General features: G+C 72.6%; 21 protein-coding genes. 4 read left to right on the top strand and 17 right to left on the bottom strand.

What is annotated here, in order from left to right:
* Position 1 precedes the first annotated feature (1 nt).
* Positions 2–877 carry a putative RNA methyltransferase gene (locus tag ACGF5C_RS16935; RefSeq protein WP_393302558.1) on the top strand — a complete coding sequence of 292 codons (876 nt, stop codon included), beginning with the start codon at positions 2–4 and terminating at the stop codon, positions 875–877.
* Positions 878–950: 73 nt separating this feature from the next.
* Here the strand turns inward: ACGF5C_RS16935 and ACGF5C_RS16930 are convergent, their stop codons facing one another.
* The 9 genes from ACGF5C_RS16930 to ACGF5C_RS16890 all read right to left on the bottom strand — a co-directional run bounded on the left by ACGF5C_RS16930 (position 951) and on the right by ACGF5C_RS16890 (position 11,023).
* Positions 951–1,631: a DUF4272 domain-containing protein gene (locus ACGF5C_RS16930; protein ID WP_357457322.1), complete on the bottom strand. Its 681-nt coding sequence runs from the start codon at positions 1,629–1,631 to the stop codon at positions 951–953.
* Between the two features lie 110 nt (positions 1,632–1,741).
* Positions 1,742–3,022, bottom strand: coding sequence for a thymidine phosphorylase (locus ACGF5C_RS16925; protein WP_393302554.1), 1,281 nt, complete (start codon positions 3,020–3,022; stop codon positions 1,742–1,744).
* Between the two features lie 138 nt (positions 3,023–3,160).
* On the bottom strand, positions 3,161–3,865 hold the full coding sequence (locus ACGF5C_RS16920; protein ID WP_393258397.1) for a cytidine deaminase: 705 nt from the start codon (positions 3,863–3,865) through the stop codon (positions 3,161–3,163).
* A 14-nt stretch (positions 3,866–3,879) separates the two neighbouring features.
* On the bottom strand, positions 3,880–5,160 hold the full coding sequence (locus ACGF5C_RS16915; RefSeq protein ID WP_393302551.1) for an ABC transporter permease: 1,281 nt from the start codon (positions 5,158–5,160) through the stop codon (positions 3,880–3,882).
* A 3-nt stretch (positions 5,161–5,163) separates the two neighbouring features.
* Positions 5,164–6,495 carry an ABC transporter permease gene (locus ACGF5C_RS16910; protein WP_393302548.1) on the bottom strand — a complete coding sequence of 444 codons (1,332 nt, stop codon included), beginning with the start codon at positions 6,493–6,495 and terminating at the stop codon, positions 5,164–5,166.
* Entirely contained in the window at positions 6,492–7,985 is a 1,494-nt protein-coding gene (locus tag ACGF5C_RS16905; protein WP_393302768.1) for an ABC transporter ATP-binding protein, read from the bottom strand. The genes ACGF5C_RS16910 and ACGF5C_RS16905 overlap by 4 nt, the downstream gene beginning before the upstream one ends.
* Positions 7,986–8,251: 266 nt before the next feature.
* Entirely contained in the window at positions 8,252–9,316 is a 1,065-nt protein-coding gene (locus ACGF5C_RS16900) for a BMP family protein (RefSeq protein ID WP_393302766.1), read from the bottom strand.
* A gap of 277 nt (positions 9,317–9,593) precedes the next feature.
* Positions 9,594–9,935, bottom strand: a complete 342-nt coding sequence (locus ACGF5C_RS16895; protein WP_393302545.1) for a hypothetical protein — start codon at positions 9,933–9,935, stop codon at positions 9,594–9,596.
* A 47-nt stretch (positions 9,936–9,982) separates the two neighbouring features.
* On the bottom strand, positions 9,983–11,023 hold the full coding sequence (locus ACGF5C_RS16890) for a hypothetical protein (protein WP_393302542.1): 1,041 nt from the start codon (positions 11,021–11,023) through the stop codon (positions 9,983–9,985).
* Between the two features lie 99 nt (positions 11,024–11,122).
* Here ACGF5C_RS16890 and ACGF5C_RS16885 point away from each other — a divergent pair, with 99 nt between their 5' ends.
* Positions 11,123–11,713, top strand: a complete 591-nt coding sequence (locus ACGF5C_RS16885; protein ID WP_393302539.1) for a TetR/AcrR family transcriptional regulator — start codon at positions 11,123–11,125, stop codon at positions 11,711–11,713.
* Between the two features lie 76 nt (positions 11,714–11,789).
* Here ACGF5C_RS16885 and ACGF5C_RS16880 read toward each other — a convergent pair whose 3' ends face one another.
* The 4 genes from ACGF5C_RS16880 to ACGF5C_RS16865 all read right to left on the bottom strand — a co-directional run bounded on the left by ACGF5C_RS16880 (position 11,790) and on the right by ACGF5C_RS16865 (position 17,612).
* Complete coding sequence (locus tag ACGF5C_RS16880; protein ID WP_393302536.1) at positions 11,790–13,652, bottom strand: glycoside hydrolase family 13 protein; 1,863 nt, start codon at positions 13,650–13,652, stop codon at positions 11,790–11,792.
* Positions 13,653–13,795: 143 nt separating this feature from the next.
* Positions 13,796–14,713, bottom strand: a complete 918-nt coding sequence (locus ACGF5C_RS16875) for a sugar ABC transporter permease (protein WP_393302764.1) — start codon at positions 14,711–14,713, stop codon at positions 13,796–13,798.
* A 5-nt stretch (positions 14,714–14,718) separates the two neighbouring features.
* Positions 14,719–16,359, bottom strand: a complete 1,641-nt coding sequence (locus ACGF5C_RS16870; RefSeq protein ID WP_393302533.1) for an ABC transporter permease subunit — start codon at positions 16,357–16,359, stop codon at positions 14,719–14,721.
* Positions 16,359–17,612: an extracellular solute-binding protein gene (locus tag ACGF5C_RS16865; RefSeq protein ID WP_393302530.1), complete on the bottom strand. Its 1,254-nt coding sequence runs from the start codon at positions 17,610–17,612 to the stop codon at positions 16,359–16,361. The genes ACGF5C_RS16870 and ACGF5C_RS16865 overlap by 1 nt, the downstream gene beginning before the upstream one ends.
* Before the next feature lie 200 nt (positions 17,613–17,812).
* Between ACGF5C_RS16865 and ACGF5C_RS16860 the strand changes: the two genes are divergently transcribed.
* Both ACGF5C_RS16860 and ACGF5C_RS16855 read left to right on the top strand, forming a co-directional pair.
* Positions 17,813–18,904, top strand: coding sequence for a LacI family DNA-binding transcriptional regulator (locus ACGF5C_RS16860; protein WP_393302527.1), 1,092 nt, complete (start codon positions 17,813–17,815; stop codon positions 18,902–18,904).
* A gap of 200 nt (positions 18,905–19,104) precedes the next feature.
* A complete protein-coding gene (locus tag ACGF5C_RS16855) occupies positions 19,105–20,739 on the top strand; it encodes a glycoside hydrolase family 13 protein (protein ID WP_393302524.1) in 1,635 nt (544 codons plus the stop codon).
* 182 nt (positions 20,740–20,921) lie between these two features.
* On the opposite strand, the gene ACGF5C_RS16850 is transcribed toward ACGF5C_RS16855, so the two are convergent.
* The 4 genes from ACGF5C_RS16850 to ACGF5C_RS16835 form a co-directional block, all read right to left on the bottom strand.
* Positions 20,922–21,365, bottom strand: a complete 444-nt coding sequence (locus tag ACGF5C_RS16850) for a hypothetical protein (protein ID WP_393302521.1) — start codon at positions 21,363–21,365, stop codon at positions 20,922–20,924.
* Positions 21,366–21,477: 112 nt separating this feature from the next.
* Positions 21,478–21,846, bottom strand: coding sequence for a GntR family transcriptional regulator (locus ACGF5C_RS16845; protein WP_393302518.1), 369 nt, complete (start codon positions 21,844–21,846; stop codon positions 21,478–21,480).
* Positions 21,847–21,860: 14 nt separating this feature from the next.
* Positions 21,861–22,784, bottom strand: a complete 924-nt coding sequence (locus tag ACGF5C_RS16840; protein ID WP_393302515.1) for a YihY/virulence factor BrkB family protein — start codon at positions 22,782–22,784, stop codon at positions 21,861–21,863.
* 120 nt (positions 22,785–22,904) lie between these two features.
* Entirely contained in the window at positions 22,905–23,462 is a 558-nt protein-coding gene (locus tag ACGF5C_RS16835) for a 2'-5' RNA ligase family protein (protein WP_357694248.1), read from the bottom strand.
* Positions 23,463–23,502: the final 40 nt, after the last annotated feature.

The following is a 23,502-nucleotide window of genomic DNA, read 5'->3' as shown; positions in this document are numbered from 1 at the left end:
CGTGGACCCCCGCATCGTCGACCGGCTCCGCTGCCCGGTCTGCGCCGAGCCGCTGGCGGAGGCCGCCGCCGGCACCGCCACCGCGCTGCGCTGCCCGCGCCGGCACAGCTTCGACGTCGCCCGGCAGGGCTACGTCAACCTGCTCGCCGGCCGCGCCCCGCACACCGGGGACACCGCCGAGATGGTGGCCGCCCGCGCCGACTTCCTGGCCGCCGGCCACTACGACCTGATCTCGACCGCGCTCGCCACCGCCGCCACCGAGGCCGCGGACCGGGTCCGCCCGGCGCGGCCCAAGGCGTACCCCCTGGTGGTGGACGCCGGGGCGGGGACCGGCCGGCACCTCGCGGCGGTGCTGGCGGCGCTGCCGGACGCGGTGGGCCTGGCCCTGGACGTGTCGAAGCCGGCACTGCGCCGGGCGGCGCGGGCGCATCCCCGCGCGGCGGCGGCGCTGGCCGACACCTGGCAGCGGCTGCCGCTGGCCGACGCCGGCACCGCGTTGCTGCTGAACGTCTTCGCCCCGCGCAACGGCGCGGAGTTCCACCGGGTCCTCGACCCGGCCGGGTCCCTGCTGGTGGTGACGCCGGCCGAGGACCACCTCGCCGAGCTGGTCGGCGCGCTCGGCCTGCTCCGGGTGGACCCGGCCAAGGCGGACCGGGTCGCCGAGAGCCTGGGCGGGCGCTTCGCGCAGGTGGCGTCGACCGGGCACCGGCGGGAGCTGGCGTTGACCGGGCCGGAGGTCGCGACGCTGATCGGGATGGGGCCGAGCGCGTGGCACACCGACCCGGCCGGGCTCGCCGCCCGCGTCGCCGCGCTGCCCGAGCCGGTCCGGGTGACCGTCGCGGTGGACCTCACCGTCTGGCGGCCAGCCCCCCGCTGAGGTGTAAGGAAGGGACCCTTCCTCTACCTCAGGCGTTAGTAAGGTGCCCTTCCTTACACCTCAGTCCGTCCGGTCAGGTGGAGAGGTCGACCTCTTCCCAGCCCGGGGGCTCGTCGTGGTAGGGCCCCCGAAGGATCACCGCCCACTCCAGCGCCCACCGGCGCTGGCCGATGGCGTTGGCGTCGACCAGGCCGGGCGGCGTGCGGCCGGCCCGCTCCGTCTCCAGGTACGCCCAGTCGAGGCAGTAGTGCAGGTCGAGCAGCGCGGCCGCGTCGGCGGGGTGCTGCGGGGCCGCGAGGATCCGGGCACGCCACTGGCCGAAGGTCTCCCCGCCGGGGATGTGCGGCATCCGCTCCACCAGCCGCTCGTCCACGGGCAGGGTCGGATCGAGCTGCTTGGTCAGGCCGAGCACCCAGGCCAGCGCGAAGAGCGCGTCGTGGTGCAGCACGAACGACCGGTGGTCGCCCTTGCCGCCGGTCACGAACTGGAACTCCGGCGGCGTGACCATCTCGACCAGGTGCGAGGTGAGCAGCCAGCTCATCGCGGCCTGCGGCGGCATCCCGAAGCAGCGCGCGAGGATCAGGTGCAGCACGGCGATCCGGGCCTCGATCTCCGCGGTGGGTCGCAGTTCGATCTGGTCGCCGGGCTCCCACACGAGCGGGAACTGGGGTGGCGGCAGCGGGAGACGCAGCCGGGACAACTCGTCCAGGCTCGCCTCACGCACCTCCCGTGGATCGGGGGCAGGTACGGTCACGGCGGAAATGTCCTGTCTGCTCGCGACGACTCGGCGCCGGTTGTCCCCCTGGCCAGGGAGGATAGCGCTCCGAGCCGGCCGGCACCATGCCGCCCCGGCGACCGCCCCGCTCAGCCGACGCGCTCGATGACCAACGGCGTCGCGGCGGGCGCGGTCGGCGAGATCCGCACCGCCCGCGCGGCGTCGTCCCGCGCCGCCGGGATCCGGGCGGCGTGCTCCGCGCGCAGCTCGTAGAGGGGGTCGCCGGCCCGCACCGGGTCGCCGGGCCGCTTGTGCAGCACCACCCCCGCCGGCACGCTGACCGGGTCCTCCTTGCGGGCCCGTCCGGCGCCGAGCCGCCAGGCGGCCACCCCCATGGCGTACGCGTCGACCGAGGCGACGAAGCCGTCCGCGTCCGCGCGGACCACCTCGACCTCGTTCGCGGTCGGCATCGGGGCGTCCGGGTCGCCGCCCTGGGCGCGGATCATCGCGCGCCAGGAGTCCATCGCCCGGCCGTCGCGCAGCGCGGCCTCCGGGTCGGCGTCCGGCAGCCCGGCCGCGTCGAGCATCTCCCGGGCCAGCGCCAGGGTCAGCTCGACCACGTCGGCGGGGCCGCCCCCGGCCAGCACCTCGACCGACTCGGTCACCTCGACGGCGTTGCCGATGGCCAGGCCGAGCGGGGTCGACATGTCGGTGAGCAGCGCGACGGTCCGCACGCCGTGCGCACCGCCCAGCTCCACCATCGTCCGGGCCAGCTCGCGGGCGTGTTCGACGGACTTCATGAACGCGCCGGAGCCGACCTTCACGTCGAGCACCAGTGCCCCGGTGCCCTCGGCGATCTTCTTGCTCATGATCGAGCTGGCGATCAGCGGGATGGCCTCGACGGTGCCGGTCACGTCGCGCAGCGCGTACAGCTTGCGGTCGGCCGGGGCGAGCCCCGCGCCGGCCGCGCAGATCACCGCGCCCACGTCCCGGAGCTGGGCGATGAACTCGTCGTTGCGCAGCGCCGCCCGCCAGCCGGGGATGGACTCCAGCTTGTCGAGCGTGCCGCCGGTGTGGCCGAGGCCACGGCCGCTGAGCTGCGGCACGGCCGCGCCGCACGCCGCCACCAACGGGGTCAGCGGGAGGGTGATCTTGTCGCCGACGCCGCCGGTGGAGTGCTTGTCGACGGTCGGCCGGTCGACGGCGGAGAGGTCGAGCCGCTCCCCGCTGGCGATCATCGCGGCGGTCCACCGGGCGATCTCCGGCGCGGTCATGCCGCGCAGCAGGATCGCCATGGCCAACGCCGACATCTGCTCGTCGGCGACCAGCCCCCGGGTGTACGCATCCACCACCCAGTCGATCTGCGCGTCGGAGAGCACACCCCCGTCGCGCTTCACCCGGATGACATCAACCGCCGCAAAACCACTCATCACAAAGATCTTCCTAGTCGTATGCAGATACCGATCCGCGAACCGCGACCACCGACGGCTGGGGCCTGCCGTGCCCGGCGGAGGGATCAAGCCTGACCGCCCGGAGCCGGGCACGGCAGGCTCCAGCCGGCCTTGAGCTCAACCACCCCAGCGGATCGGGATCTCCATCGGCGGCTCGCCCTCGCCGGCCCAGAAGATCGTGCCGGAGGCGTCCACGACCACGACCCGGGGCGTGCGGGCGTGCCCCCAGGCGATCGCCTCCGCCGGGTCGTCCCAGCTCGGGCCCTCCTCCAGCACGCCGGTCTCGGCGCCCTCGCTGTCCCCCGCGGACCGCTCCCAGTAGGCCGTCCAGACCTGCTGGCCGGCGGACAGGTCGGGGTGCACGAAGACCGTGCCCCGGCCGCGCCAGGCCGCCAGCCGCTCCGGCACCACCGGCACCGGCGCCTCCCCGGTAACCGCCTCGAGGTCGGCCACGTCGAAGGCGTGCGGCAGCAGCTCGGCCATCCGCAGCGGGCCGCCCTTGGCCTCGATCAGGCACTCCGGGCCGCCCTGCTCCCACAGCAGCTGGCGGCACCGGCCGCACGGCATCAGCGGCTCGCCGGTGGCGTCGACGCAGGACAGGGCCACGATCCGGCCGCCGCCGGTGGCGTGCAGCGAGGAGACCACGCCGCACTCGGCGCAGAGCACCACGCCGTACGCGGCGTTCTCCACGTTGCAGCCGACCACCACGCGGCCGTCGTCGACCAGGGCGGCCGCCCCGACGGGGAACTTCGAGTACGGCACGTACGCGTGCCGCATCACGTCCGTGGCGGCGGCCCGCAGCCGCTCCCAGTCGATCTCCATGTCGTGCTCCCCCGTCAGCCCTTGATGTACGGCTTGCCGTCGGCGGCCGGCGCCCGGACCCGGCCGACCAGACCGGCCACCGCGAGGATCGTCGCCAGGTAGGGCAGCATGGCCAGGAACTGGCTCGGGATGGCGCTGTTGATCGCGCCCAGGTAGGTGGCGAGCTGGTCGGCGAAGCCGAAGAAGAGCGCCGCGAGCAGCGCTCCCGTCGGGCTCCACCGGCCGAAGATCAGCGCGGCCAGGGCGATGAAGCCCTTGCCGCCGATCATGTTCTTGGTGAACGAGTAGAGCGCCAGCGTGTACGAGGCGCCGCCGATGCCGGCGACCACCCCGGCGAGCAGCACGTTGCGGTAGCGCAGCCCGAGCACCCGGACGCCCAGCGTGTCGGCGGCGGTCGGGTGCTCGCCGACCGAGCGGGTCCGCAGGCCCCACCGGGTGCGGAACAGTGCGATGTGGATGACCAGCACGAGCAGCAGGCCGAGGTAGAGGAAGATGTTGCCCCGGAACAGCGCCGGCCCGATCAGCGGGATGTCCGACAGCAGCGGGATCTCCCAGTTGCTGAACCGGGGCGCGCTGTTGTACTTCTGCGCGTTGGTCTGCATCAGCCGCTCGTAGAGGAAGCCGGTGACGCCGACCGCCAGCAGGTTGAGCACGATGCCCATGACCACCTGGTCGACCAGGTAGCGGATCGAGAACACGGCCAGCAGCAGCGAGATGAACGCGCCGCCGAGCGCCGCCGCGACCAGGCCCACCCAGACGTTGCCGGAGAGGCTGCCGAACAGGGCGCCGCTGAAGGCGCCCATCAGCAACTGCCCCTCGATGGCCACGTTGACCACGCCGGAGCGCTCGCAGAGCACGCCGGCCAGCGCGCCGAAGATCAGCGGCAGGGCCAGGAAGAACGTGCCCCGGACGATGTTGACCAGCGGCATGAAGTTCTGCCCGTTCGGCGCGGCCGAGACCTGCCAGCAGAGGAACGACAGCACGAAGCCGACCAGGCCGACGCCGAGCACGAGGGTGAACCAGCGCTTCGGCAGCCCGGCGAGCATCGCGACGCCGGCGGCCACCGCGACGATCCCGAAGAGGATCGCGCCGAGCGTGCCGTCGATCTTCAGCGCGGCGCCGGCGGCATCCTCGCTGAGGGTGAAGCGGGCCTGCTCGCCGGTGGCGAGTGCCCCGAACAGCACCGTCGCCAGCAGGCCGAGCCCGAGCAGCACGGCGCCGACCTTGCGGGTGCGGGTCCAGAATCCCAGGTCGACGGGGGCGACGGCGACGTCTTCGACAGCCATGGTGGACATGAGTTACCAGCCCTTCGCCAGGCTCGTCTGCAACCGGGCGGCGCGGGCGGCCCGGAGCTGGAAGATCGCCTTCACCAGGGCCGGCGCGGCGATGAAGATGACGATCAGCGCCTGGAGCACGGTGACCAGCTCCAGCGAGATCCCCGAGTACGACTGCATCCGGTTGCCGCCGGCCTGGAGGGCGCCGAAGAGCAGCGCGGCCAGCGCCACGCCCCACGGCTTCACCCGGCCGAGCAGCGCCACCAGGATGCCGTCGAAGCCGATCTGCGCAACCACCAGCGGGGTCAGCGCGCTGGCGGTGGTGCCGAGCACCATGTTCGAGCCGCCGAGGCCGGCCAGGATCCCGGCGAAGACCATGATCAGGACGTACGTCCGGGTGACGCTGATGCCGGCGGTCCGCGCGGCGTCCGGGTTGGCGCCCACCGCGCGCAACTCGAAGCCGAGCGTGGAGCGGTTCAGCAGCCACCAGACGGCCCAGGTGGCCAGCACCGCCAGGATGATGCCGGCGTGCACCCGCAGCCCGTCGCCGAGCAGCCGGGGCAGCTGGGCCGACGGGTCGACCGGCCGGCTGATCGCGTCCGTACGGTTCGGGTCCTGGATGCCGTTCTGCACGATGATCCAGGTCAGGAAGTACATGGCGATGTAGTTGAGCATGATCGTGTTGATCACCTCGTGGGCGCCGGCGCGCGCCTTGAGGATGCCCGGGATGAAGCCCCAGATCGCCCCGCCGAGCGCACCGGCGAGCACCGCGACGAGCAGGTGCAGGCCGGGTGGCAGCGGCAGCAGGAAGCCGGCCAGCGCGGCCATGATCACGCCCATCGTGGCCTGGCCCTGGGCACCGATGTTGAACAGGCCGCCCCGGAACGCCAGCGCCACCGACAGGCCGGTGAAGACCAGCGGCGCGGTGTAGGTGAGCGTCTCGGAGATCGGGCTCATCACGGCCTGGAAGCCGACCGCCTCGGGGTCGAAGACGGCGCCCTTGAACAGGTTGCCGTACGCCTCGCTGACCAGCGTCCAACTCGCGTTCAGCGCGTCGGACGGCCGGGCGGTGATGTAGCTGTAGGTGGCCAGCACCTCGGGGTCGGAGACGATCATCAGCACGGCGCCGACGACCATCGCCAGGACCAGCGACAGCAGGGTCACCGTGAAGGTGTTGGCGGCCCAGAGGTTGTCCAGGAACAGCCGCCCCAGCGAGGGCTTCGCCTCCGGGGCCGGCTGCTTCGGGGAGGTGGCCGCCTCGGCGCGTTCGGTGTTGCCGAGCGCGGTCTGCGCGGCCTGCGCCTCGGTCGCCGGCTCCTTGTCCGGGGAGCCCGACGGGGGGTTCGGGTTCGTCATGCCTCGTCCTCGCTACCAGGGCCCTCGGCAGCGGCGGGCGCCGCGTCGGGGGTGATGCCGGCCATCAGCAGGCCGATCTCCTCCCGGGGGGTGTCCGGGCCGACGATGCCGATGATCCGGCCGCGGTACATCACGGCGATCCGGTCGGCCAGGCCGATCACCTCGTCGAGTTCGCTGGAGACCACCATGACGGCGGTGCCGACGTCCCGCTCGCGGATGACCCGGCTGTGGATGAACTCGATGGACCCGACGTCGACGCCCCGGGTCGGCTGGGCGGCGATGAAGAGCTTCAGCGGCCGGGACAGCTCCCGGGCCACGATCACCTTCTGCTGGTTGCCGCCCGAGAGGGTGCCGACCGGCGCGTCGGCCGAGGAGGTGCGGACGTCGAACTGCGCGATCCGCTCCTTCGCCGACTTCGCGATGGCGTCCGGCCTGAGCGCCAGGCCCTTGCCGAAGGGCGGCCGGTCGTAGATGTCGAGCACCAGGTTCTCCGCGACGGAGAACTCCTTGACCACGCCGTCGACGCTGCGGTCCTCCGGCACGTAGCCGACGCCGGCGCGGAGCACCTTCTTGGTCGACCAGCCGTTGACCTGCTGCCCGTCGAGCGTGATCGTGCCGGCGAGCGTCGGGCGCAGCCCCATGATCGCCTCGATCAGCTCGGTCTGACCGTTGCCCTGCACACCCGCCACGCCGAGCACCTCGCCCGCGCGTACGGTCAGGTCGACCCCGTCGACCGCCCGGATATGCCGGTCGTCGTCGACGACCAGGCCGGCGACCTCCAGGATCGGCTTGCCGGGGGTGGCCGGCTCCTTCTCCACGGTGAGCCGGACGCTGCGGCCGACCATGAGCGCGGCCAGTTCGTCCCGGCTGGCCTCGGGCGAGGCGGTGCCGACGGTCTTCCCGCGCCGGATGACGGTGATCCGGTCGGCGATCGCCTTGACCTCGCCCAGCTTGTGCGTGATGAAGACGATCGACTTGCCGGCGGCCTTGAGCGACCGCATGACGGTGAGCAGTTCCTCGGTCTCCTGCGGGGTGAGCACCGCCGTCGGCTCGTCGAGGATGAGCAGGTCGACGTCGCGGGTGAGCGCCTTGACGATCTCCACCCGCTGCTGGATGCCGACCGGCAGGTCCTCGATCACCGCGTCCGGGTCGACCCGCAGGTTGTAGCGCTCGGAGACCTCGGCGACCTCGCGCCGGGCCCGCCGCCGGTCCAGGAAGCCGGCGATGCCGCCCCGGACCTGCTCGGCGCCGAGCATGATGTTCTCGGCGACGGTGAAGACCGGCACCAGCATGAAGTGCTGGTGCACCATGCCGATCCCGGCCGCGATCGCGTCGGACGGCCCCCGCAGCTTCAACGGCTCGCCGTCGACCAGGATCTCGCCCTCGTCGGGCTGGTAGAGCCCGTAGAGCACGTTCATCAGGGTCGACTTGCCCGCGCCGTTCTCGCCGAGCAGGGCGTGGATCTCTCCAGGCTCCACCGTCAGGTCGATGTGGTCGTTGGCGACCAGATCACCGAACCGCTTGGTGATGCCGCGCAGTTCGAGTCTCAGCGCAACCTCCTGGAGTGCGAAGCGATGGTGCAGCGTAGCTGCCGGGGGACCGCTCGCGGCGCGGGGCCGCCGTCGGGGGTGGAGCGGATCGGCCGCCCCGGCGCCGTGGGGGTTCCCCGCGACGCCGGGACGGCCGGAACGTCGTGCTGTACCGCTCGCCGGCCCCTATCCCGGTGATCGTCTCACCGGGGTGGGCCGGCGGTGCCTCACTTCGGCTGGGCTGCGGAGGTGACGGTGACGGTGCCGGCGGCGATGTCCGCCTTCAGCTTGTCGATCTCCGCCTTCAGCTCGGCCGGGACCTTGCTGTCGAACTCGTGGTACGGGGCGAGCCCGACGCCGTTGTTGGCGAGGTTGCCCAGGTAGCCCGGGTCGTGCGAGAGCTTCTCGCCGTTGGCGGCCTTGACGACGGCCTCCTTGACGGCCTCCGGGATGTTCTTCTCGACCGTGGTGATGATGGCCGCGCAGTCCGGGGTGCTCTCGCAGCCGTCGACGTCCACCCAGATGGTGTTGTACTTGCCGCCCGACGCCTTCGCCGCGCCGGTGGTGCCGAGGCCCGAGCCGCCGGCGACCGGCATGATGATGTCGGCGCCCTGGGCGAACAGCGCGTCGCTGACCTTCTTGCCCTCGTCCTGCTTGACGAAGTCGTTGGTGAAGGAGCCCTTCTGGGCGGCCTTGTCCCAGCCGACGACCTTGACGGTCTTGCTCTTCGTCTTGTTGTAGTGGGCGACGCCGTCGACGTACCCGTCCATGAAGATGGTGACCGGCGGGATCGGCAGGCCGCCGTAGGTGCCCACCGTGCCGCTCTTGGTCATGCCGGCGGCCAGGTAACCGGCGAGGAAGCCGGCCTGGGCGGTGTCGAACTGCATCGGGTAGACGTTGCTCTCCGGCAGCTTCGCGTCGACGATGCCGAACTGCTGGTTCGGGTTCGCCTTGGCGATCTTGGAGGTGGCGTCACCCATCAGGCCGCCGACGGCCAGGATGAAGTCGCACTTCTGGTTGACGTACTGGGTCAGGTTGACCTCGTAGTCGGCCTCGGCCTTCGACGCGACGTACTTGATGTCGATGTTGTCGTTGGCCTTCTTGGCGGCCTCGAGGCCCTGCCACGCCGAGGTGTTGAACGACTTGTCGTCGATGCCGCCGACGTCCGTCACCATGCAGGCGCTGTACTTCTTGTCGCCGCTGCCGGCGTTGTTGCTGTCGTCGGGAGCCTCACCGCACGCGGCGGCGCTCAGCACGAGCCCACCCACCGCGAAGACCGAGGCAATCCGCATCCCACGCACCGAGCGCAAGACGTCTCCTTCCCATTGCACACCGCGTCCTGCACGGTGGCAGCCCTATGAGCCGGCTGCGCTGCGCCGCCGGCGTCCCACGTTACGGACGGGAGCGTACGCCCGCGCCCACCCACCGGCCGACAATCGTGCACGAACGTTGAGCGCTTGTTACCCCTACGTAACCCTTAGGTGGGGCAGATCACTCTGAGTGCTGGTAGGTGGGCGCCGGGACATCGCGGAAACGTCCGTTTTTCCTGGTCAGCCCTTGGCGGAGACGTTACCGCCAGAAGACCGCCACCGCCGCGTTGACCAGGGTCAACCCGACGATCGCAAGGAAGTGGCCGCGGCTGACCACGTCGCGCTTCCGGGAAAAGAAGACCATGACGAAGATCAGCAGGGCGAGCACCAACTTGGTAACAAGTTTGGCCGGGTCCGGCTCGTCGCCCTCGCGCAGCGGCGCGGAGAGGCCGATGCCGGTCAGCAGCATGATCACGGCTCCCCAGAGCATGGCCGGGTTGATCCGCAGCTTGCCGCTGACGTACTGGACGATCGCGCCGCCGAGCAGCAGGGCGAAACCGATCAGATGGATGTAGCGCAGTATCAGTCTGAGAGCTTCCACCCGCACATCCTCCCCCATCAACGACGGATCGTAGTAGCGGGGCGGGATCAACGCATGTCGGTCGCCGCCTTCGAGTCGGCCGGGCGCGACGGCCCGGTCACGGCGGCGTCGGCCGGGCGGGACGACCCGGCGGCCACGGCGGCGTCGGCCGGGCGGCGCGACACCGCCACCAGCAGCAGCCCGACCAGCGCGTACCCGGCCAGCACGGCGAGCGACCGGCCGGACCCGGCGCCGTCGAAGAAGGTCACCGAGCGCAGCAGGGTGCCGCCGGCACCCACCGGCAGGAACTGACCAACCGCGCCCCACGGCTGCGGCAGCAGCTCGGGTGCCGCGCTGACTCCCGAGAGCGGGTTGCCGACCAGGAAGACCAGCAGCGCGCCCAGGCCGATGCCCGGCCGGCCGAGCAACGCCCCGAGGCCCGCCACCGTGGCCGCGCCGGCCAGCGCGAAGAGCCCGACCGCCGCCGCCTCGGCGAGCGGGTCGCCGCCGAGCACGCCGAGCCAGCCGTGCAGCACGGCCGCGCCGACACCCCCGGCGAGGACGGCGAAGACCACCAGGCCGAGCAGCCGGGCGGCCCGGTTGGCGACGGCGAGGGTCAGCAGCGCGCCGGCCAGCACGCTCGCCATCGCGAACGGCAGGAAGCCGGCCGCGAATCCGGCGCCCCGCGGATCGTCCGGGTCGGCGGGCACCACCTCGACCACCGGCACCGAGTGGCCGGCGGAGAGCTGGGCCGCCGCCTCGGTGAGCAGCGCGGCGACCGTCGGGCTGGCGGCCGGCGCGGTGTGCAGGGAGACGCCCTCGGGGCCGGCGACGAAGGCCGCGTACACCTGCCGGTCGCGCAGCGCCCGGTCGGCGGCCGCGGCGTCCGGCAGGGTGGTCACGTCGAAGGCTCCGGGCCGGGCGGCGACGAGCCGGGCGGCGAGGCCGTCGGCGGCGGGCGTCGGGCCCGCGACGGCGACGGGCAGGTCGCGCGGCGCCAGGTTGACCACCGGAGCGGAGAAGAGGGGTACGAGCAGCGCCACCAGGACGGCCGCCAGGGCGGCGACGCCGAGGGCGACCGACAGGGGTGGCCGGGTGCGGGTCGACATGATGAACTCCTAAAACGAACGCTCATTCTCTTATGGATCCAGGCTCCTCCCCTCCTTGGCCGACTGTCAAGAACGAACGTTCGCTTTACGATGTATCCCGTGCCACGCGTCTCCCCGGAACACCTCGCCGCCCGCCGCCGCCAGATCGTCGACGCGGCCCGCCGGTGCTTCCTGCGGGAAGGCTTCCACCGCACGACGATGCAGGACGTGATCGCCGAGGCGGGCCTCTCGGTGGGCGCCGTCTACCGCTACTTCCCGAGCAAGGCGGATCTGATCAACGCGATCGCCGAGGACGCGGTCGGCGGAGCCGAGGTCGTGCTCGACGAGGTGCTCCGGCAGGAGCCACCGCTCCCCCTGGTCGAGGCGCTCGACCGCGCGCTGGCGTACGTGGAGATGCAGCTCGGCGACGACGGCGTGCTGCGGATCGCGATCCAGGTCTGGGGCGAGGCGCAGCGGGACCCGGCGCTGGCCGCGTTCGTCGCCGGCAAGTACGACGACATCCGCCGCCACTTCGAGGCGCTCGTCCGGCGCGCCCAGCGCACCGGCGAGGTGGCCGCGGACGCCGACCCGGAGGCCGTCGCGGCAGCCCTGTTCGGCCTGGTTCCCGGCTGGTTCCTCCAGCGGCTCCTCACCGGCCGCCCGGACCGCGCCACCTACCTCGCCGGCGTCCGCGCCCTCCTCGCCTCCTGACCGACCCCTACCCCACCCGGCCCCGCCCCGCCCCGGCGGCGAGCACAGGGCAGGGCGGGGCGCGGGCGGCCCCGGGTCAGGGGAGGCGCCAGGCCTGGAAGGTGGGGCCGTCGGCGGGCAGGGTGACCGTGCCGTCCGGATCGGGGCGGAGTGCGGGGGCGCCGCCGTAGACGTTCTCCGCCGCCCGCAGCCCGGCCAGGCGGACCGGAGCGCCGGCGGCCCGGCGGGCCAGCACCAGCACGGTGCCGGTCGCCGCCTCCCGCAGGAAGACCAGGGTGTCCGCGTCGTGGTGCAGCCAGCGCAGGCCGCCGTGGCGCAGCGCGGGCTCGGCACGGCGCAGCGCGACCAGCGCCCGGTAGCCGGCGAACGTCGACTCGTCCCAGGTATCGGGCCGGTGCCACGGCATCGGGGTTCGGGAGCCCTCCCCGTTGGTGCCGGTCAGGCCCAGCTCGTCGCCGGCGAAGATCACCGGGGTGCCCGGCATGGTGGCGAGCAGACCGGCGGCGACCTCCTGTCGCGCGGCGTCGCCGACCACGGTGCGGATCCGGGCCGAGTCGTGCGAGCCGAGCAGCTGCCACGAGTGCGTGTACGACCGCCACGAGACCAGCGACCGGTAGGCGTTCATGGTGGCCAGCACGGCGTCGGCGTCCCGCCGCAGCACCCCGCCCGGGGTGCCGAGAAAGTTCGGCAGCGGGTCGTCGCCGTGCCGCAGCCAGGACCAGACGGGGTCGGTGAAGCCGACGTAGTTCATCGTCCCGTGCCAGCCGTCGCGGTCCAGGTCGCCGGTGTGGTCGTGGCCGTGCTCGGCCAGCAGCAGGCCGTCGGCCCGGGTCTCGGCGACCACCCGGCGCAGCAGCGCCGCCACCTCGTGGGTGTACGCGTCGGCGCCCCGCCGCCCGGTCATGTTCGCCACGTCCACCCGCCAGCCGTCCAGCCCGTACGGCGGGCGCAGCCAGCGGCGCAGCAGCGAGTCCTCGGCGGTCGCGAAGCGCCGGCGCAGCTCGGCGCTGCCCCAGTTCAGCTTCGGCAGCGACTTGACCCCGTTCCAGGACTCGTACGACAGCTCCAGGTCGCCGCGCGGCGTCAGACGCGCCGAGCTGGAGTTGTCGAAGCCGGTCACCTCGTCGAAGTAGTACAGCTCCCGCTCCGGCGCGGACACGTCCGAGGCGGCCCGGGTGAACCACTCGTGCGCGTCGCCGGTGTGGTTGCTGGTGATGTCGCCGAGCAGCCGCCAGCCCCGGGCGCGTACGGCGTCGGCGAGCCGGGCCAGCGCGGCGTTCCCGCCGAGCAGCGGATCGACGGTGTCGAAGCTGGACGCGTCGTAGCGGTGGTTGGAGCGGGCCGGGAAGATCGGCGTCAGGTAGACGGTGTTCACGCCGAGCCGGTCCAGGTGGTCCAGCCGCCCGGTGACGCCGTCCAGGTCGCCGCCGTAGAACTGGTAGGGGGTCTCCGGGCCGCGCCCGATCACCGGGGTGTCCCAGTCGCACGGGATCGCCCAGTCCGGCAGGTCGCGCCCGTCGGCGGCGGCGGAGCGGGCGAACCGGTCCGGGAAGATCTGGTAGATCACCGCGTCCCGGGCCCAGGCCGGCGGCGGGGCGTGGGTGACCAGCTTGAAGTCGCCGTTGTCCGGCACGTCGTGGTGCGCCACGCCGGCGGCGTTCAGCCAGCGGTAGCCGCGGCGGCCGGTGAGCATGAACCGGTAGTTGCTGACCGGGTTGCGGGCCTCGACCGGGACCCGCCACCAGACGTCGTCGCCGTCGGTGCGGTCGACGACCGCCTCGGTGAACCGGGGCTCACCGTCGCCGGTGGTGCGCACGTGCACCTGGCGGACGTCGGCGCCGGCCGGCACCCGGACGAAGACGTCGACGGTGTCGCCGAGCGAGGGCTCCTGCTCGGGGACGTACAGGGCGGATCCGTCGTGGTGCGGCAACAGGGACATGGCGGTGCCTTTCGCGTCGATCGGACGGGGAGAGAAAGGGGCCACCAGCCGCGGCCGGTTTCCCGACCGCGGCGGTCGACCCGCGACTGCTCCGGTGTACGTCGGACGCCGACGCCCTTGCCGCAGCGGTGAGCCGAGGAGGCTCAGCCTTTGACAGCTCCGGCGGTGAGGCCGGAGACGATGTAGCGCTGGACCAGTTGGAAGACCAGCACCGTGGGTATGGCGGTGAGCAGGGTGCCCGCCGCGAAGATGCCGAAGTTGTTGTTCCGCTCCCCGGCCACCAGGCCGAACATGCCGACCGCGAGGGTCTTGGACTCGCTGTTGGTCAGGAAGACGTTCGCCATCAGGAACTCGTTGATGGTGCCGATGAAGGCGAGCAGGCCGGTCACCGCCAGGATCGGGGCGACCAGCGGCAGCATGATCCGGAAGAAGACCTGGGCGTGCGTGGCGCCGTCCATCGTGGCCGACTCGTCCAGCTCCCGGGGGAGCGTGTCGAAGAAGCCCTTCATCAGCCAGGTGTTCACGCCGAGCGCGCCGCCCAGGTAGAGCAGCAGCAGGCCCCACGGCGTGTTGAAGCCGATCGCCGGCCACAGGTCGGTGATCGTGGTGAAGATCAGGAAGATCGCCACGATCGCCAGGAACTGCGGGAACATCTGGATCAGCAGGAGCGACAGCAGCCCGACGCGCCGCCCGGAGAACCGCATCCGCGAGAAGGCGTACGCCGCCAGCGCCGACAGGAACACCGACGCGAACGAGGCCACCCCGGCGATCAGCAGCGAGTTGAAGAACCACCATTCGAACGCCGTGCGGTCGAACAGGTCCACGAAGTTGTCGAAGGACGCGCCGGTCGGCACCAGCTCGGTCGAGGAGAGCGTGCCGAGCGGGTTGAGCGCGGCGGAGAGCACGAACAGGATCGGGAAGAGGCTGAACGCGACGGCCAGCACGCCGACGAGGTGGCGCCAGCCGACCTGGGCGAACCACCGGTTGCGGCCCCGGCCCGCGGTGCGGTTGCCGGCCGGGGCGGCGCCGGTGCCGCCGCCCGCGACCGAAGTGCCGTGCAGCGAGGTCACGAGTACACCTCCTCCTGCTTGCGGGTGCGCCGGAAGCTCACCGCCGAGACCACCGCGACGATGGTGAAGATGAAGATCGACACCGCGGCCGCCAGGCCGAACTGGGCTCCCTGGGCGCCGAAGGCCAGCCGGTAGGTGTACGTGATGAGCAGGTCGGTCGCCCCCGCGGTCGGGTTGTCCGCCGGGAAGGGGCCACCCTCGGTGGTCAGGTAGATCGCGTTGAAGTTGTTGAAGTTGTACGCGAACGACGCGATCAGCAGCGGGGAGAGCGCGACCAGCAGCAGCGGCAGGGTGACCGACCGGAACGACTGCCAGGGCGACGCGCCGTCGACCGACGTCGCCTCGGTCAGCTCCTTCGGGATGGCCTGCAATGCGCCCGTGGCGACCAGGAACATGTACGGGTAGCCCAGCCAGAGCTGCACCAGGATCACCGCGATCCGGGCCGACCACTCCTGGCCGAACCAGTCCACCCCGATCCCGAACAGGTTGTTGATCAGGCCGAAGTCCGTGTTGAACATGTCCCGCCAGACCAGCAGCATCGCGAAGGACGGCATGGCGTACGGCAGGATCAGCAGGACCCGGTAGAGGTTGGTGCCCCGCATCCGGGGCGAGTGCAGCGCCAGGGCGATGAACATGCCCAGCAGGAACGTGCCGCCGGTCGAGGCGATGGCGAAGGCGAAGTTCCACAGCAGGGTGCCGAAGAACGGCCCGGAGATGGCCGGGTCGGTGAGCACCCGGGAGAAGTTCTCCAGCCCGACGGTGACCTTCCAGCCCTGGGCCAGCCGCTCGCCGTCGGCGGCGACGAAGGCGCCGGTCTCCTCGTCCGCCGTCCAGGTCTTGCCGGTCTCGGTGTCCCGGATGCAGTCGCAGCCGGCGTCGTACGCCCGGACCGCCCTGCCCTCGTAGGCGCGGGACAGGCCGGCGGAGCGCAGCGCGCCCCCGGAGGTCGGCACCACCAGGTCGGTGATCTCCTGGCTACGCGCGCTGGCCTGACCGAAGTTGAGCACGGTGTAGCCCTCGGCGGCGGTGACCTTGCCGCCGGGCGCGACGGTGACCTGGCCGGCGTCGAGCTGGCGCAGCCCCCCGCTGTCGCCGGCCGAGACCACGCCGGTGGCCGGGTCGGAGACCAGGAAGACGAGCGGCCCGGTCGCCGGGTCGCCCTTGGTGGCGATCGACAGGGCGTACTCGGTGGAGCCGGGCACCTGCTTGACCGAGGCGGTCTGGATGGCGACGACGGCCTCGTCCTTGGTGCCGCGGTGACCGTCGCCGAAGTTCGTGAAGGCGGTGCTCGCCGTGTAGAGCACCGGGACCACCTGGAACGCGATCAGGAAGAGCGTGCCGGGGACCAGGTACTTCGCCGGGATGTGCCGCCGGGTCAGGTAGAGGTAGAACAGCCCGGCGGTGGTGGCGGCCAGGACTGCCAGCCCGATCCACTTCTCCGCCTCGACGAGCGGGAAGGCCGCCCAGATCGCGATCCCCGCGGTCAGGCCGAGCAGGATCACCTTGACGAGCAGACCGGTCGCGGTGATCGGCGCGTGGTGCCGCGCGGTGCGGGACGGGCGCGGGAGCCCGGAGCCGACGGGCTCCCGGCCCGGGTCCTGTGTGGCAGGTCCCGGGCCGGACAGCGACGTGCTCATTACTTGATCTGGCCGGAGATGGTCTTGCCGGCCGCGGTGATCGTCTTGGTCGGGTCGGCGCCGCCGATGATGGCGGCCTCGGCCTTACCGAACGGGTCCCAGATGGTGGCCATGGCGGGGATCGCCGGGAGCACCTGACCGTTCTTGCCGGCCTCCTGGAACTTGGCCAGGTCCGGGTCGGTGCCCTTGACCTGGTCCAGCGCGGCGGTCAGCGCCGGCGGACGGGGCTCGGCGTTGTAGAGCGCCACGGCCAGCTCGGGGGTGGTGACGTGGTTGGCCACGAACTCCTGGGCCAGGGCCTTGTTCTTGCCCTTCGACGCCACGTAGAACGCCTGGACGCCCACGAACGGCTGGGCCTCCTTGCCACCGGCGAAGCCGGGGACCGGGGAGATGTCGTACTTGATGTTGGCCTTCTTGGCGTCCGCGACGGCCCACGGGCCGGAGACCAGGTAGGCGCACTTCTTGCCGGTGAAGGTGGCGATCGAGTTCTCGGCGGTGATCGACCGCTTCAGCGCGCCCTCGCCCTTCTCACCGAGCTTGGCGATCTTCTTGAACGCCTCGATCGACTCCGGCTTGCCGACGCCCAGGTCCTTCGGGTCGTAGTCGCCGTTGGCGCCCGTGCCGAAGAGGTACCCGCCACCGGAGGTGTAGAGCGGGTAGATGTGGTACGCGTCGCCGTTCTGGCCGGACTGGAGGCAGAGGATCTCGCTGGCCTTCTTCTCGGCCTTGAGCTTCTTGCCGGCGGCGACCAGGTCCTCGATCGTCTTCGGTGCCTCGGGGGCCAGCTCGGTGTTGCGGATCAGCGCCAGGTTCTCCATGGCGTAGGGCACGCCGTAGAGCTGGCCGTTGAAGGTCACGGCCTTGACGGCGGTGGAGTTGAAGCCGCTCTTCTGCTCGGCGGCGAGCTGCACCGGGTCGATGGCGCCGTTCTGGACGAGGTTGCCGATCCAGTCGTGCGCGCCGACCACGACGTCCGGGCCGCTGCCCTGCTGCGAGGCGGTGACGAAGTTGGTCTGGAGGTCCTTGGAGACGGCCTGGACCTCGACCGTGACGCCGTTCTCCTGGCCGAACTTCTCGGCGAACGGCTTGAGGGCGGCGGTGCGCTTGTCGTCGGCCCAGATCACCAGCTTGCCGCCGGCGGCGGCCTTGGTGGATTCCTTCGCGGCCGGCTCGTCGCTGCTGTCGCTGCCGCAGCCGGAGGCGGCGAGCGCCAGGCCGAGGACGGCGACCACACCCGCGGTACGGATGCGCATCGGTACTCCTGTCGTCATGGCGGCCCGCGGGGGAGGGCGACCCGCCAGTGGAAACCTCTGTAAATTTCTTGCCAAACCGGCGCCCGATGTGCTGCGCCGCTGCTCTCGCGTGTTGCGGGGACGTTAGCAAGGGGTTTCAGAGAATGGAAGGGCTTGCAGGAGTGTACGCAAGATCTTGCTCGTGAGCTAAAGTGCGGGCCATGCGCGCTCGACTGTCCGACATCGCCCAGCAGGCCGAAGTCAGCGAGGCCACGGTGTCGCGGGTGCTCAACGACCGCCCGGGCGTGGCCCCCGAGACCCGGCAGGCCGTCCTGACCGCCCTCGACGTGCTCGGCTACGAGCGCCCCGCCCGGCTACGCAAGCGCAGCGCCGGCCTGGTGGGCCTGGTGGTGCCCGAACTGGACAACCCGATCTTCCCCGCCTTCGCCCAGGTGATCGAGTCGACGCTGGCGCAGAGCGGGTTCACCCCGGTGCTGTGCACGCAGACGCCGGGCGGGGTCACCGAGGACGAGTACGTCGAGATGCTGCTGGACCGGCAGGTCTCCGGGATCGTCTTCGTCTCCGGCCTGCACGCCGACACCGCCGCCAACCACGACCGGTACCGCGCCCTGATCGCCCGTCCGCTGCCCATCGTCATGATCAACGGGTACGCGCCGGGCATCCCCGCCCCCTTCGTCTCCTGCGACGACGGCGAGGCCACCGAACTGGCCGTGGCCCACCTGGTGGCGCTCGGGCACCGCCGCATCGGCCTGATCACCGGCCCGGACCGGTTCGTGCCGGTGCAGCGGCGGGTGGCCGGCTTCCGGGCCGCGATGGGCCGGCTGGCCGGCGCGGCCGAGGCGGATCTCGGCGAGCTGGCCGAGCTCTCCCTGTTCGGTGTGGAGGGTGGCGAGGCAGCCGCCGCGCGCCTGCTGGACCGGGGCGTCACCGGCATCGTCTGCGGCTCGGACCTGATGGCGCTCGGCGCGATCCGGGCCGCCCGGCAGCGCGGCCTGTCGGTGCCGACCGACCTCTCGGTGGTCGGCTACGACGACTCCCCGCTGATGGCCTTCACGGACCCGCCGCTGACCACCATGCGCCAGCCGGTGGCCGCGATGGCGGTCGCCGCCGTCCGGGCCCTGGTCGACGAGATCAACGGGCACGCCGCCCCGCACTCGGAGTACGTGTTCCGGCCCGAGCTGGTGGTGCGCGGCTCCACCGCGGTCGCCCCGGCCGACGGCACCCGCCCGGCCGGCGGCGGCGCCCCGGGCCGCCAGCGCCCCGCGCCGCCCGCGCTCGCCGTCCCCGCCTGACCGCCCGCCGCCGTTGGCGCCCCGCCCGGGCCCCGGCGGACCGGCCGTGGGCACTCGCGCGGCGCGACCCGGGCCATTCCTTGCGCAAGAAATGCTTGACTCTTGCAGCACCCGGGCGGCATCCTGCTCAGACCGCGCCTTCCACCCGCACCGCGCCGGGTGTGCTGTCCCGCGCGTCACAGAACGGGGAACCACCTCCGATGACCGTCAGCAACCCCACGCCGCTGACCTCCGACGACGACTGGTGGCGTTCCGCGGTCGTCTACCAGGTCTACGTCCGCAGCTTCGCCGACTCCAACGGCGACGGGATGGGCGACCTGCAGGGCATCCGCGAGCGCCTGCCGTACCTGCGCGACCTCGGCGTGGACGCGCTCTGGCTGACCCCCTTCTACACCTCCCCGATGGTCGACGGCGGCTACGACGTCGCCGACTACCGCGACGTCGACCCGATGTTCGGCACCCTCGCCGACTTCGACGCGATGATCACCGACGCGCACGCGCTCGGCCTGCGGATCATCGTCGACCTGGTGCCCAACCACACGTCCGACCGGCACCCGTGGTTCCAGGCCGCCCTGGCCGCCGGCCCGGGCTCCGCCGAGCGCGAGCGCTACCTCTTCGCCGACGGCAGGGGCGCGGACGGCGAGCTGCCCCCGAACGACTGGGAGAGCATCTTCGGCGGCCCCGCCTGGACGCGGGTGGACGACGGCCAGTGGTACCTGCACCTGTTCGACCCGGCGCAGCCGGACCTGAACTGGCGCCACCCCGAGGTCCGCACCGAGTTCGAGGACATCCTGCGCTTCTGGCTGGACCGGGGCGTGGACGGCTTCCGGATCGACGTGGCGCACGGCATGATCAAGGCCGAGGGCCTGCCCGACGTCGGCTTCAGCACGATGACCACGGGGCAGCGCCAGGTGGAGCTGCTCGGCAAGGGCCGGCTCCCCTACTTCGACCAGGACGAGGTGCACGAGATCTACCGCGCCTGGCGGCCGATCCTGGACAGCTACCCCGGCGGCCGGATGGCCGTCGCCGAGGCGTGGGCCGAGACCCCGCAGCGGCTGGCCCGCTACATCGGCCCCGACGAGCTGCACCAGGCGTTCAGCTTCGACTTCCTCGACGCGACGTGGTCGGCCGAATCGTTCCGCAAGGTGATCGACACCGCGCTCGCCGAGTCGACCATCGTCGGCGCGCCGACGACCTGGGTGCTCTCGAACCACGACAAGCAGCGGCACGTCACCCGCTACGGCGACGGCGCCGAGGGGCTGCGCCGGGCGCGGGCCGCCACCCTGCTGATGCTCGCCCTGCCCGGCTGTGCCTACGTCTACCAGGGCGAGGAACTGGGCCTGCCGGAGGTGCTCGACCTGCCGGACGAGCTGCGCCAGGACCCGGCGTTCCTGCGCACCGGCGAGAGCCGGGACGGCTGCCGGGTGCCGATCCCGTGGAGCGGCGAGCTGGCCCCGTACGGCTTCGGGCCGGAGGGCAGCGAGCTGAGCTGGCTGCCGGCCCCGGCGACCTGGCGCGCCCTCTCGGTCGCCGCCCAGGCCGGCGTGCCCGGCTCGACGCTGGAGCTCTACCGCACCGCCCTGCGGATCCGCCACGCGCACCCGGCGCTGGCCGCCGACGCGGGCGGGGTCACCTGGCTGGAGACCCGGCCGGGCGTGCTCGCCTTCGGCCGTGCCGCCGGCGACACCGTGCTGACCTGCGTGGTCAACATCAGTGGTGCCCCGGCCCTGATCGACGGGTACGGCGAGCCGATCGTCGCCAGCGAGGCGCTCACCGGCCAGGGCACAGGTCACCTGCTCCCGGTCGACGCGGCTGCCTGGTTCGAACGGCGCTGAGCGGGTAACCCGTCATCGACCTGGTCGTCCGTTGTGCCCCGCGCCGACGGGCGGCTGGGCCACTGACCCCTTGTGGTGGGGGGTGAGGTGGCGCCGGCGCCTCGTGGAGTCCGCTCCCCGGGGCGCCGGCGTCCATCCCGGACAGGTGTCGCCCCGGCCCGCCCGGGTCGCCGCCGGTCGGCTCAGGCGGCGCCGCCGGTGAGCTTCGCGGCGATACGGCTGAAGCCGGCCCGCAACTCGGCCTCGCTGGGCGGGGCGAGCGGCTCGGTGCGGTGCTCCTCCGCAGCTGCCGCCTCGAGTTCCTCGTCAATGGTGTCCTCGAAGTCGCCGTAAAGGTCGGCCTCCTCGATCCGCGCCGCCTCGTCCTCGGCCGCGACCTGCGCGGCGGCGATCTCGCCCCGGATCTCCTCCGCCGACACCGCCGGCAGCAGCGGCTCGACCACCGCCATCAACTGCTCCTCGGCGACCACCGCCTCGGCCAGCGCGAGGGCGTGCGGTCGCTCGTAGGGGCCGCAGACCACCGGCTCCCACTCGTCGGCGTTGCCGAGCGGGCCGAAGGTGATGATCCACGGCAGGCCGAGCATCGGGGAGTCTTCCGGCAGGTCCAGTGTCACGAGTGCGCCCACGCGCCCATCATCGTCCGTACCACCGGAGACGCGGGTGGCATTCGGCTCAATCGCGGCCACCGTGACGGTCGGATCCTGGTCCGCGCGGCCACCCGCCTCCGCCGTCGCACCGTCAGCCCGGCCGCGCCGCGTCCAGGGCCGCGCGGACCAGGGCGAGCGCCGCCGACGGCGGCACCCCCAACCGGGCGGCCTCGGCGGCGTAGTCGGCCGCCACCCGCTGCAACCGGTCCAACGCGTCATCGCGGCCGGGCGCGACGAAGGTGCCGTGCCGGCCCCGGGTCTCCAGCAGACCGGCCGCCTCCAGCTCCCGGTAGGCCCGGGCCACCGTGTTGGCCGCCAGCCCGAGGTCCGCCGCGAACTGCCGCACCGTCGGCAGCCGGGTGCCGACCGCCAGCCGGCCCGTCCCGATCAGCTCCGCGAGCTGCCCGCGCACCTGCTCGTACGGCGGCACCGCCGAGCCCGGGTCGACCGAGATCCGCACGCCCGCTCCCCCGTTCATCCGGCCCCGCCGGGGGCGCCGGGATCCGTGTCCGCGTCGAGGTCGGCCGGCGGCGGGCCCTCCGCCAGGTCCACCACCCGGCCGCGCCGGCTCGTCGCGGCGAGCGCCGCGCCGAAGAGCACCAGCTGGTTGAGCAGGTAGAGGTAGAGCAGCAGCCCCACCGCGCCCGCCACCACCGTGTACGCCGGATTGCGCTCGGTGCGCACGACGTAGTAGCGCCCGACGGTGTTCAGCAGCGTGATGCCGACCGCGACGAGCAGCACCACCGGGCGCAGCCGGACCCGGCTCATCCGCAGCCTCGGCACCGCCACCAGCAGCAGGGTGGCCAGCACCGCGTTGACCAGCACGCTGAGCACCGCGCTGACCGTGGTCAGGCCGACCGAGCCGGTGCTGCGCAGCAGGAAGCGCAGCAGCGACTCCAGCGCGTCCACCGCCGCCACCGAGACGCCGAGCAGCACGAAGACGACGAGCAGCACGCCCAGGTCGACCAGCCGGCGCACCACCAGGTTGCCGGGCTGCTGGTTGAGCCCGTACATCAACCGCTGGGAGGAGCGGATGGCCTCCACCCAGCCGATGCCGGTCAGGACGAGGATGATCAGGCCGACCACCCCGACCGTGCCGCTGCTGTCGGCGATCTGCACCGGGTCGAGGAACGGCAGGTTCTCCCGCAGGAAGTCGGCGGCGGCGGCGCTGACCTCGTCGTTGTCCTCCAGGATGGCCCCGAAGATCGAGTACGCGACCAGCGCGAGCGCGAACACCGCGAAGAAGCCGTAGTAGGCGATCGCCGCCGCCAGCCGCCCGCCCAGCACCTCGGCGTAGAGCACGCCGGCCCGCCACAGGTGGTCGACGGCACCGGACCGGCGGCGCGCGGCGCTGATCCGGCGGTCGACGCCCGCCTCGATGCGGCCCCACACGTTCACGCCGTCATCCTCGCCGATCCGTCGCCGTCACGGGGGAAACCTGCCGCCGGCCCTCGCCGGCCCGGCGCGTCGCCCGGTCGGCGTCGTCGCCCCGGCCGCCCGACGCACCGGCGGACGGGATCAGCCGCCCAGCCGGAAGTCCCGGCGCGGCTGCCACCGGGTCTGCCCGCTGTGCGAGAAGAGGGTGAACGCCTCCACCTCGAACATCGCGGAGAAGTCGGCCAGGTCCTCGTACGCCTTGTCCAGCGCCTCCGGCGCGACGTCCTGCGCCACGGTGACATGCGGGTGGTACGGGAAGCGCGCCTCGCGGCGCAGCTCCGGGGCGGCGCTGATCGCGGCGGCGAGCAGCTCGCACTCGCTGATCCCGGCGGCCACCGCCACGAAGACCACCTGGGTCACCGGCCGGAACGTGCCGGTGCCCCGCAGGTGCAGCGTGAACGGCAGGTGGGCGGCGGCGACCGCGGTGAGGTGCCGCTCCACCGCCGGCAGCGCCGCCACCGGGATCTCGGTCGGCCCTAGCAGGGTCACGTGCGCGGGCACGACCTGGGGGTCGCCGGCCTCGACCCGGCGTCGGGTGAGGGTGCCGCCCCACGGCTCCGGGATGTCCACCGCGATGCCGATCTGGATGGTGTCACCGGCGTCCGGCGCCCCGTCCCTGCGATCCACGCTCCGCGCCATCCCTCCGGCCACCGACCTGTCCACCCTCACCCGTCGCGCC

Source organism: Micromonospora sp. NPDC047620, from assembly GCF_043205005.1.
Classification (GTDB): domain Bacteria; phylum Actinomycetota; class Actinomycetes; order Mycobacteriales; family Micromonosporaceae; genus Micromonospora.
Note: the sequence above shows the minus strand (reverse complement) of the source record. Positions and strands in the feature narration are given on the sequence as shown.

Coding starts and splice junctions, on each gene's coding strand:
- ACGF5C_RS16900 (WP_393302766.1), bottom strand. CDS start 9,316: ATGCGGATTGCCTCGGTCTTCGCGGTGGGTGGGCTCGTGCTGAGCGCC.
- ACGF5C_RS16880 (WP_393302536.1), bottom strand. CDS start 13,652: ATGTCCCTGTTGCCGCACCACGACGGATCCGCCCTGTACGTCCCCGAG.
- ACGF5C_RS16855 (WP_393302524.1), top strand. CDS start 19,105: ATGACCGTCAGCAACCCCACGCCGCTGACCTCCGACGACGACTGGTGG.
- ACGF5C_RS16915 (WP_393302551.1), bottom strand. CDS start 5,160: ATGTCCACCATGGCTGTCGAAGACGTCGCCGTCGCCCCCGTCGACCTG.
- ACGF5C_RS16860 (WP_393302527.1), top strand. CDS start 17,813: ATGCGCGCTCGACTGTCCGACATCGCCCAGCAGGCCGAAGTCAGCGAG.
- ACGF5C_RS16910 (WP_393302548.1), bottom strand. CDS start 6,495: ATGACGAACCCGAACCCCCCGTCGGGCTCCCCGGACAAGGAGCCGGCG.
- ACGF5C_RS16920 (WP_393258397.1), bottom strand. CDS start 3,865: ATGGAGATCGACTGGGAGCGGCTGCGGGCCGCCGCCACGGACGTGATG.
- ACGF5C_RS16865 (WP_393302530.1), bottom strand. CDS start 17,612: ATGCGCATCCGTACCGCGGGTGTGGTCGCCGTCCTCGGCCTGGCGCTC.
- ACGF5C_RS16835 (WP_357694248.1), bottom strand. CDS start 23,462: ATGGCGCGGAGCGTGGATCGCAGGGACGGGGCGCCGGACGCCGGTGAC.
- ACGF5C_RS16925 (WP_393302554.1), bottom strand. CDS start 3,022: ATGAGTGGTTTTGCGGCGGTTGATGTCATCCGGGTGAAGCGCGACGGG.
- ACGF5C_RS16870 (WP_393302533.1), bottom strand. CDS start 16,359: ATGAGCACGTCGCTGTCCGGCCCGGGACCTGCCACACAGGACCCGGGC.
- ACGF5C_RS16890 (WP_393302542.1), bottom strand. CDS start 11,023: ATGTCGACCCGCACCCGGCCACCCCTGTCGGTCGCCCTCGGCGTCGCC.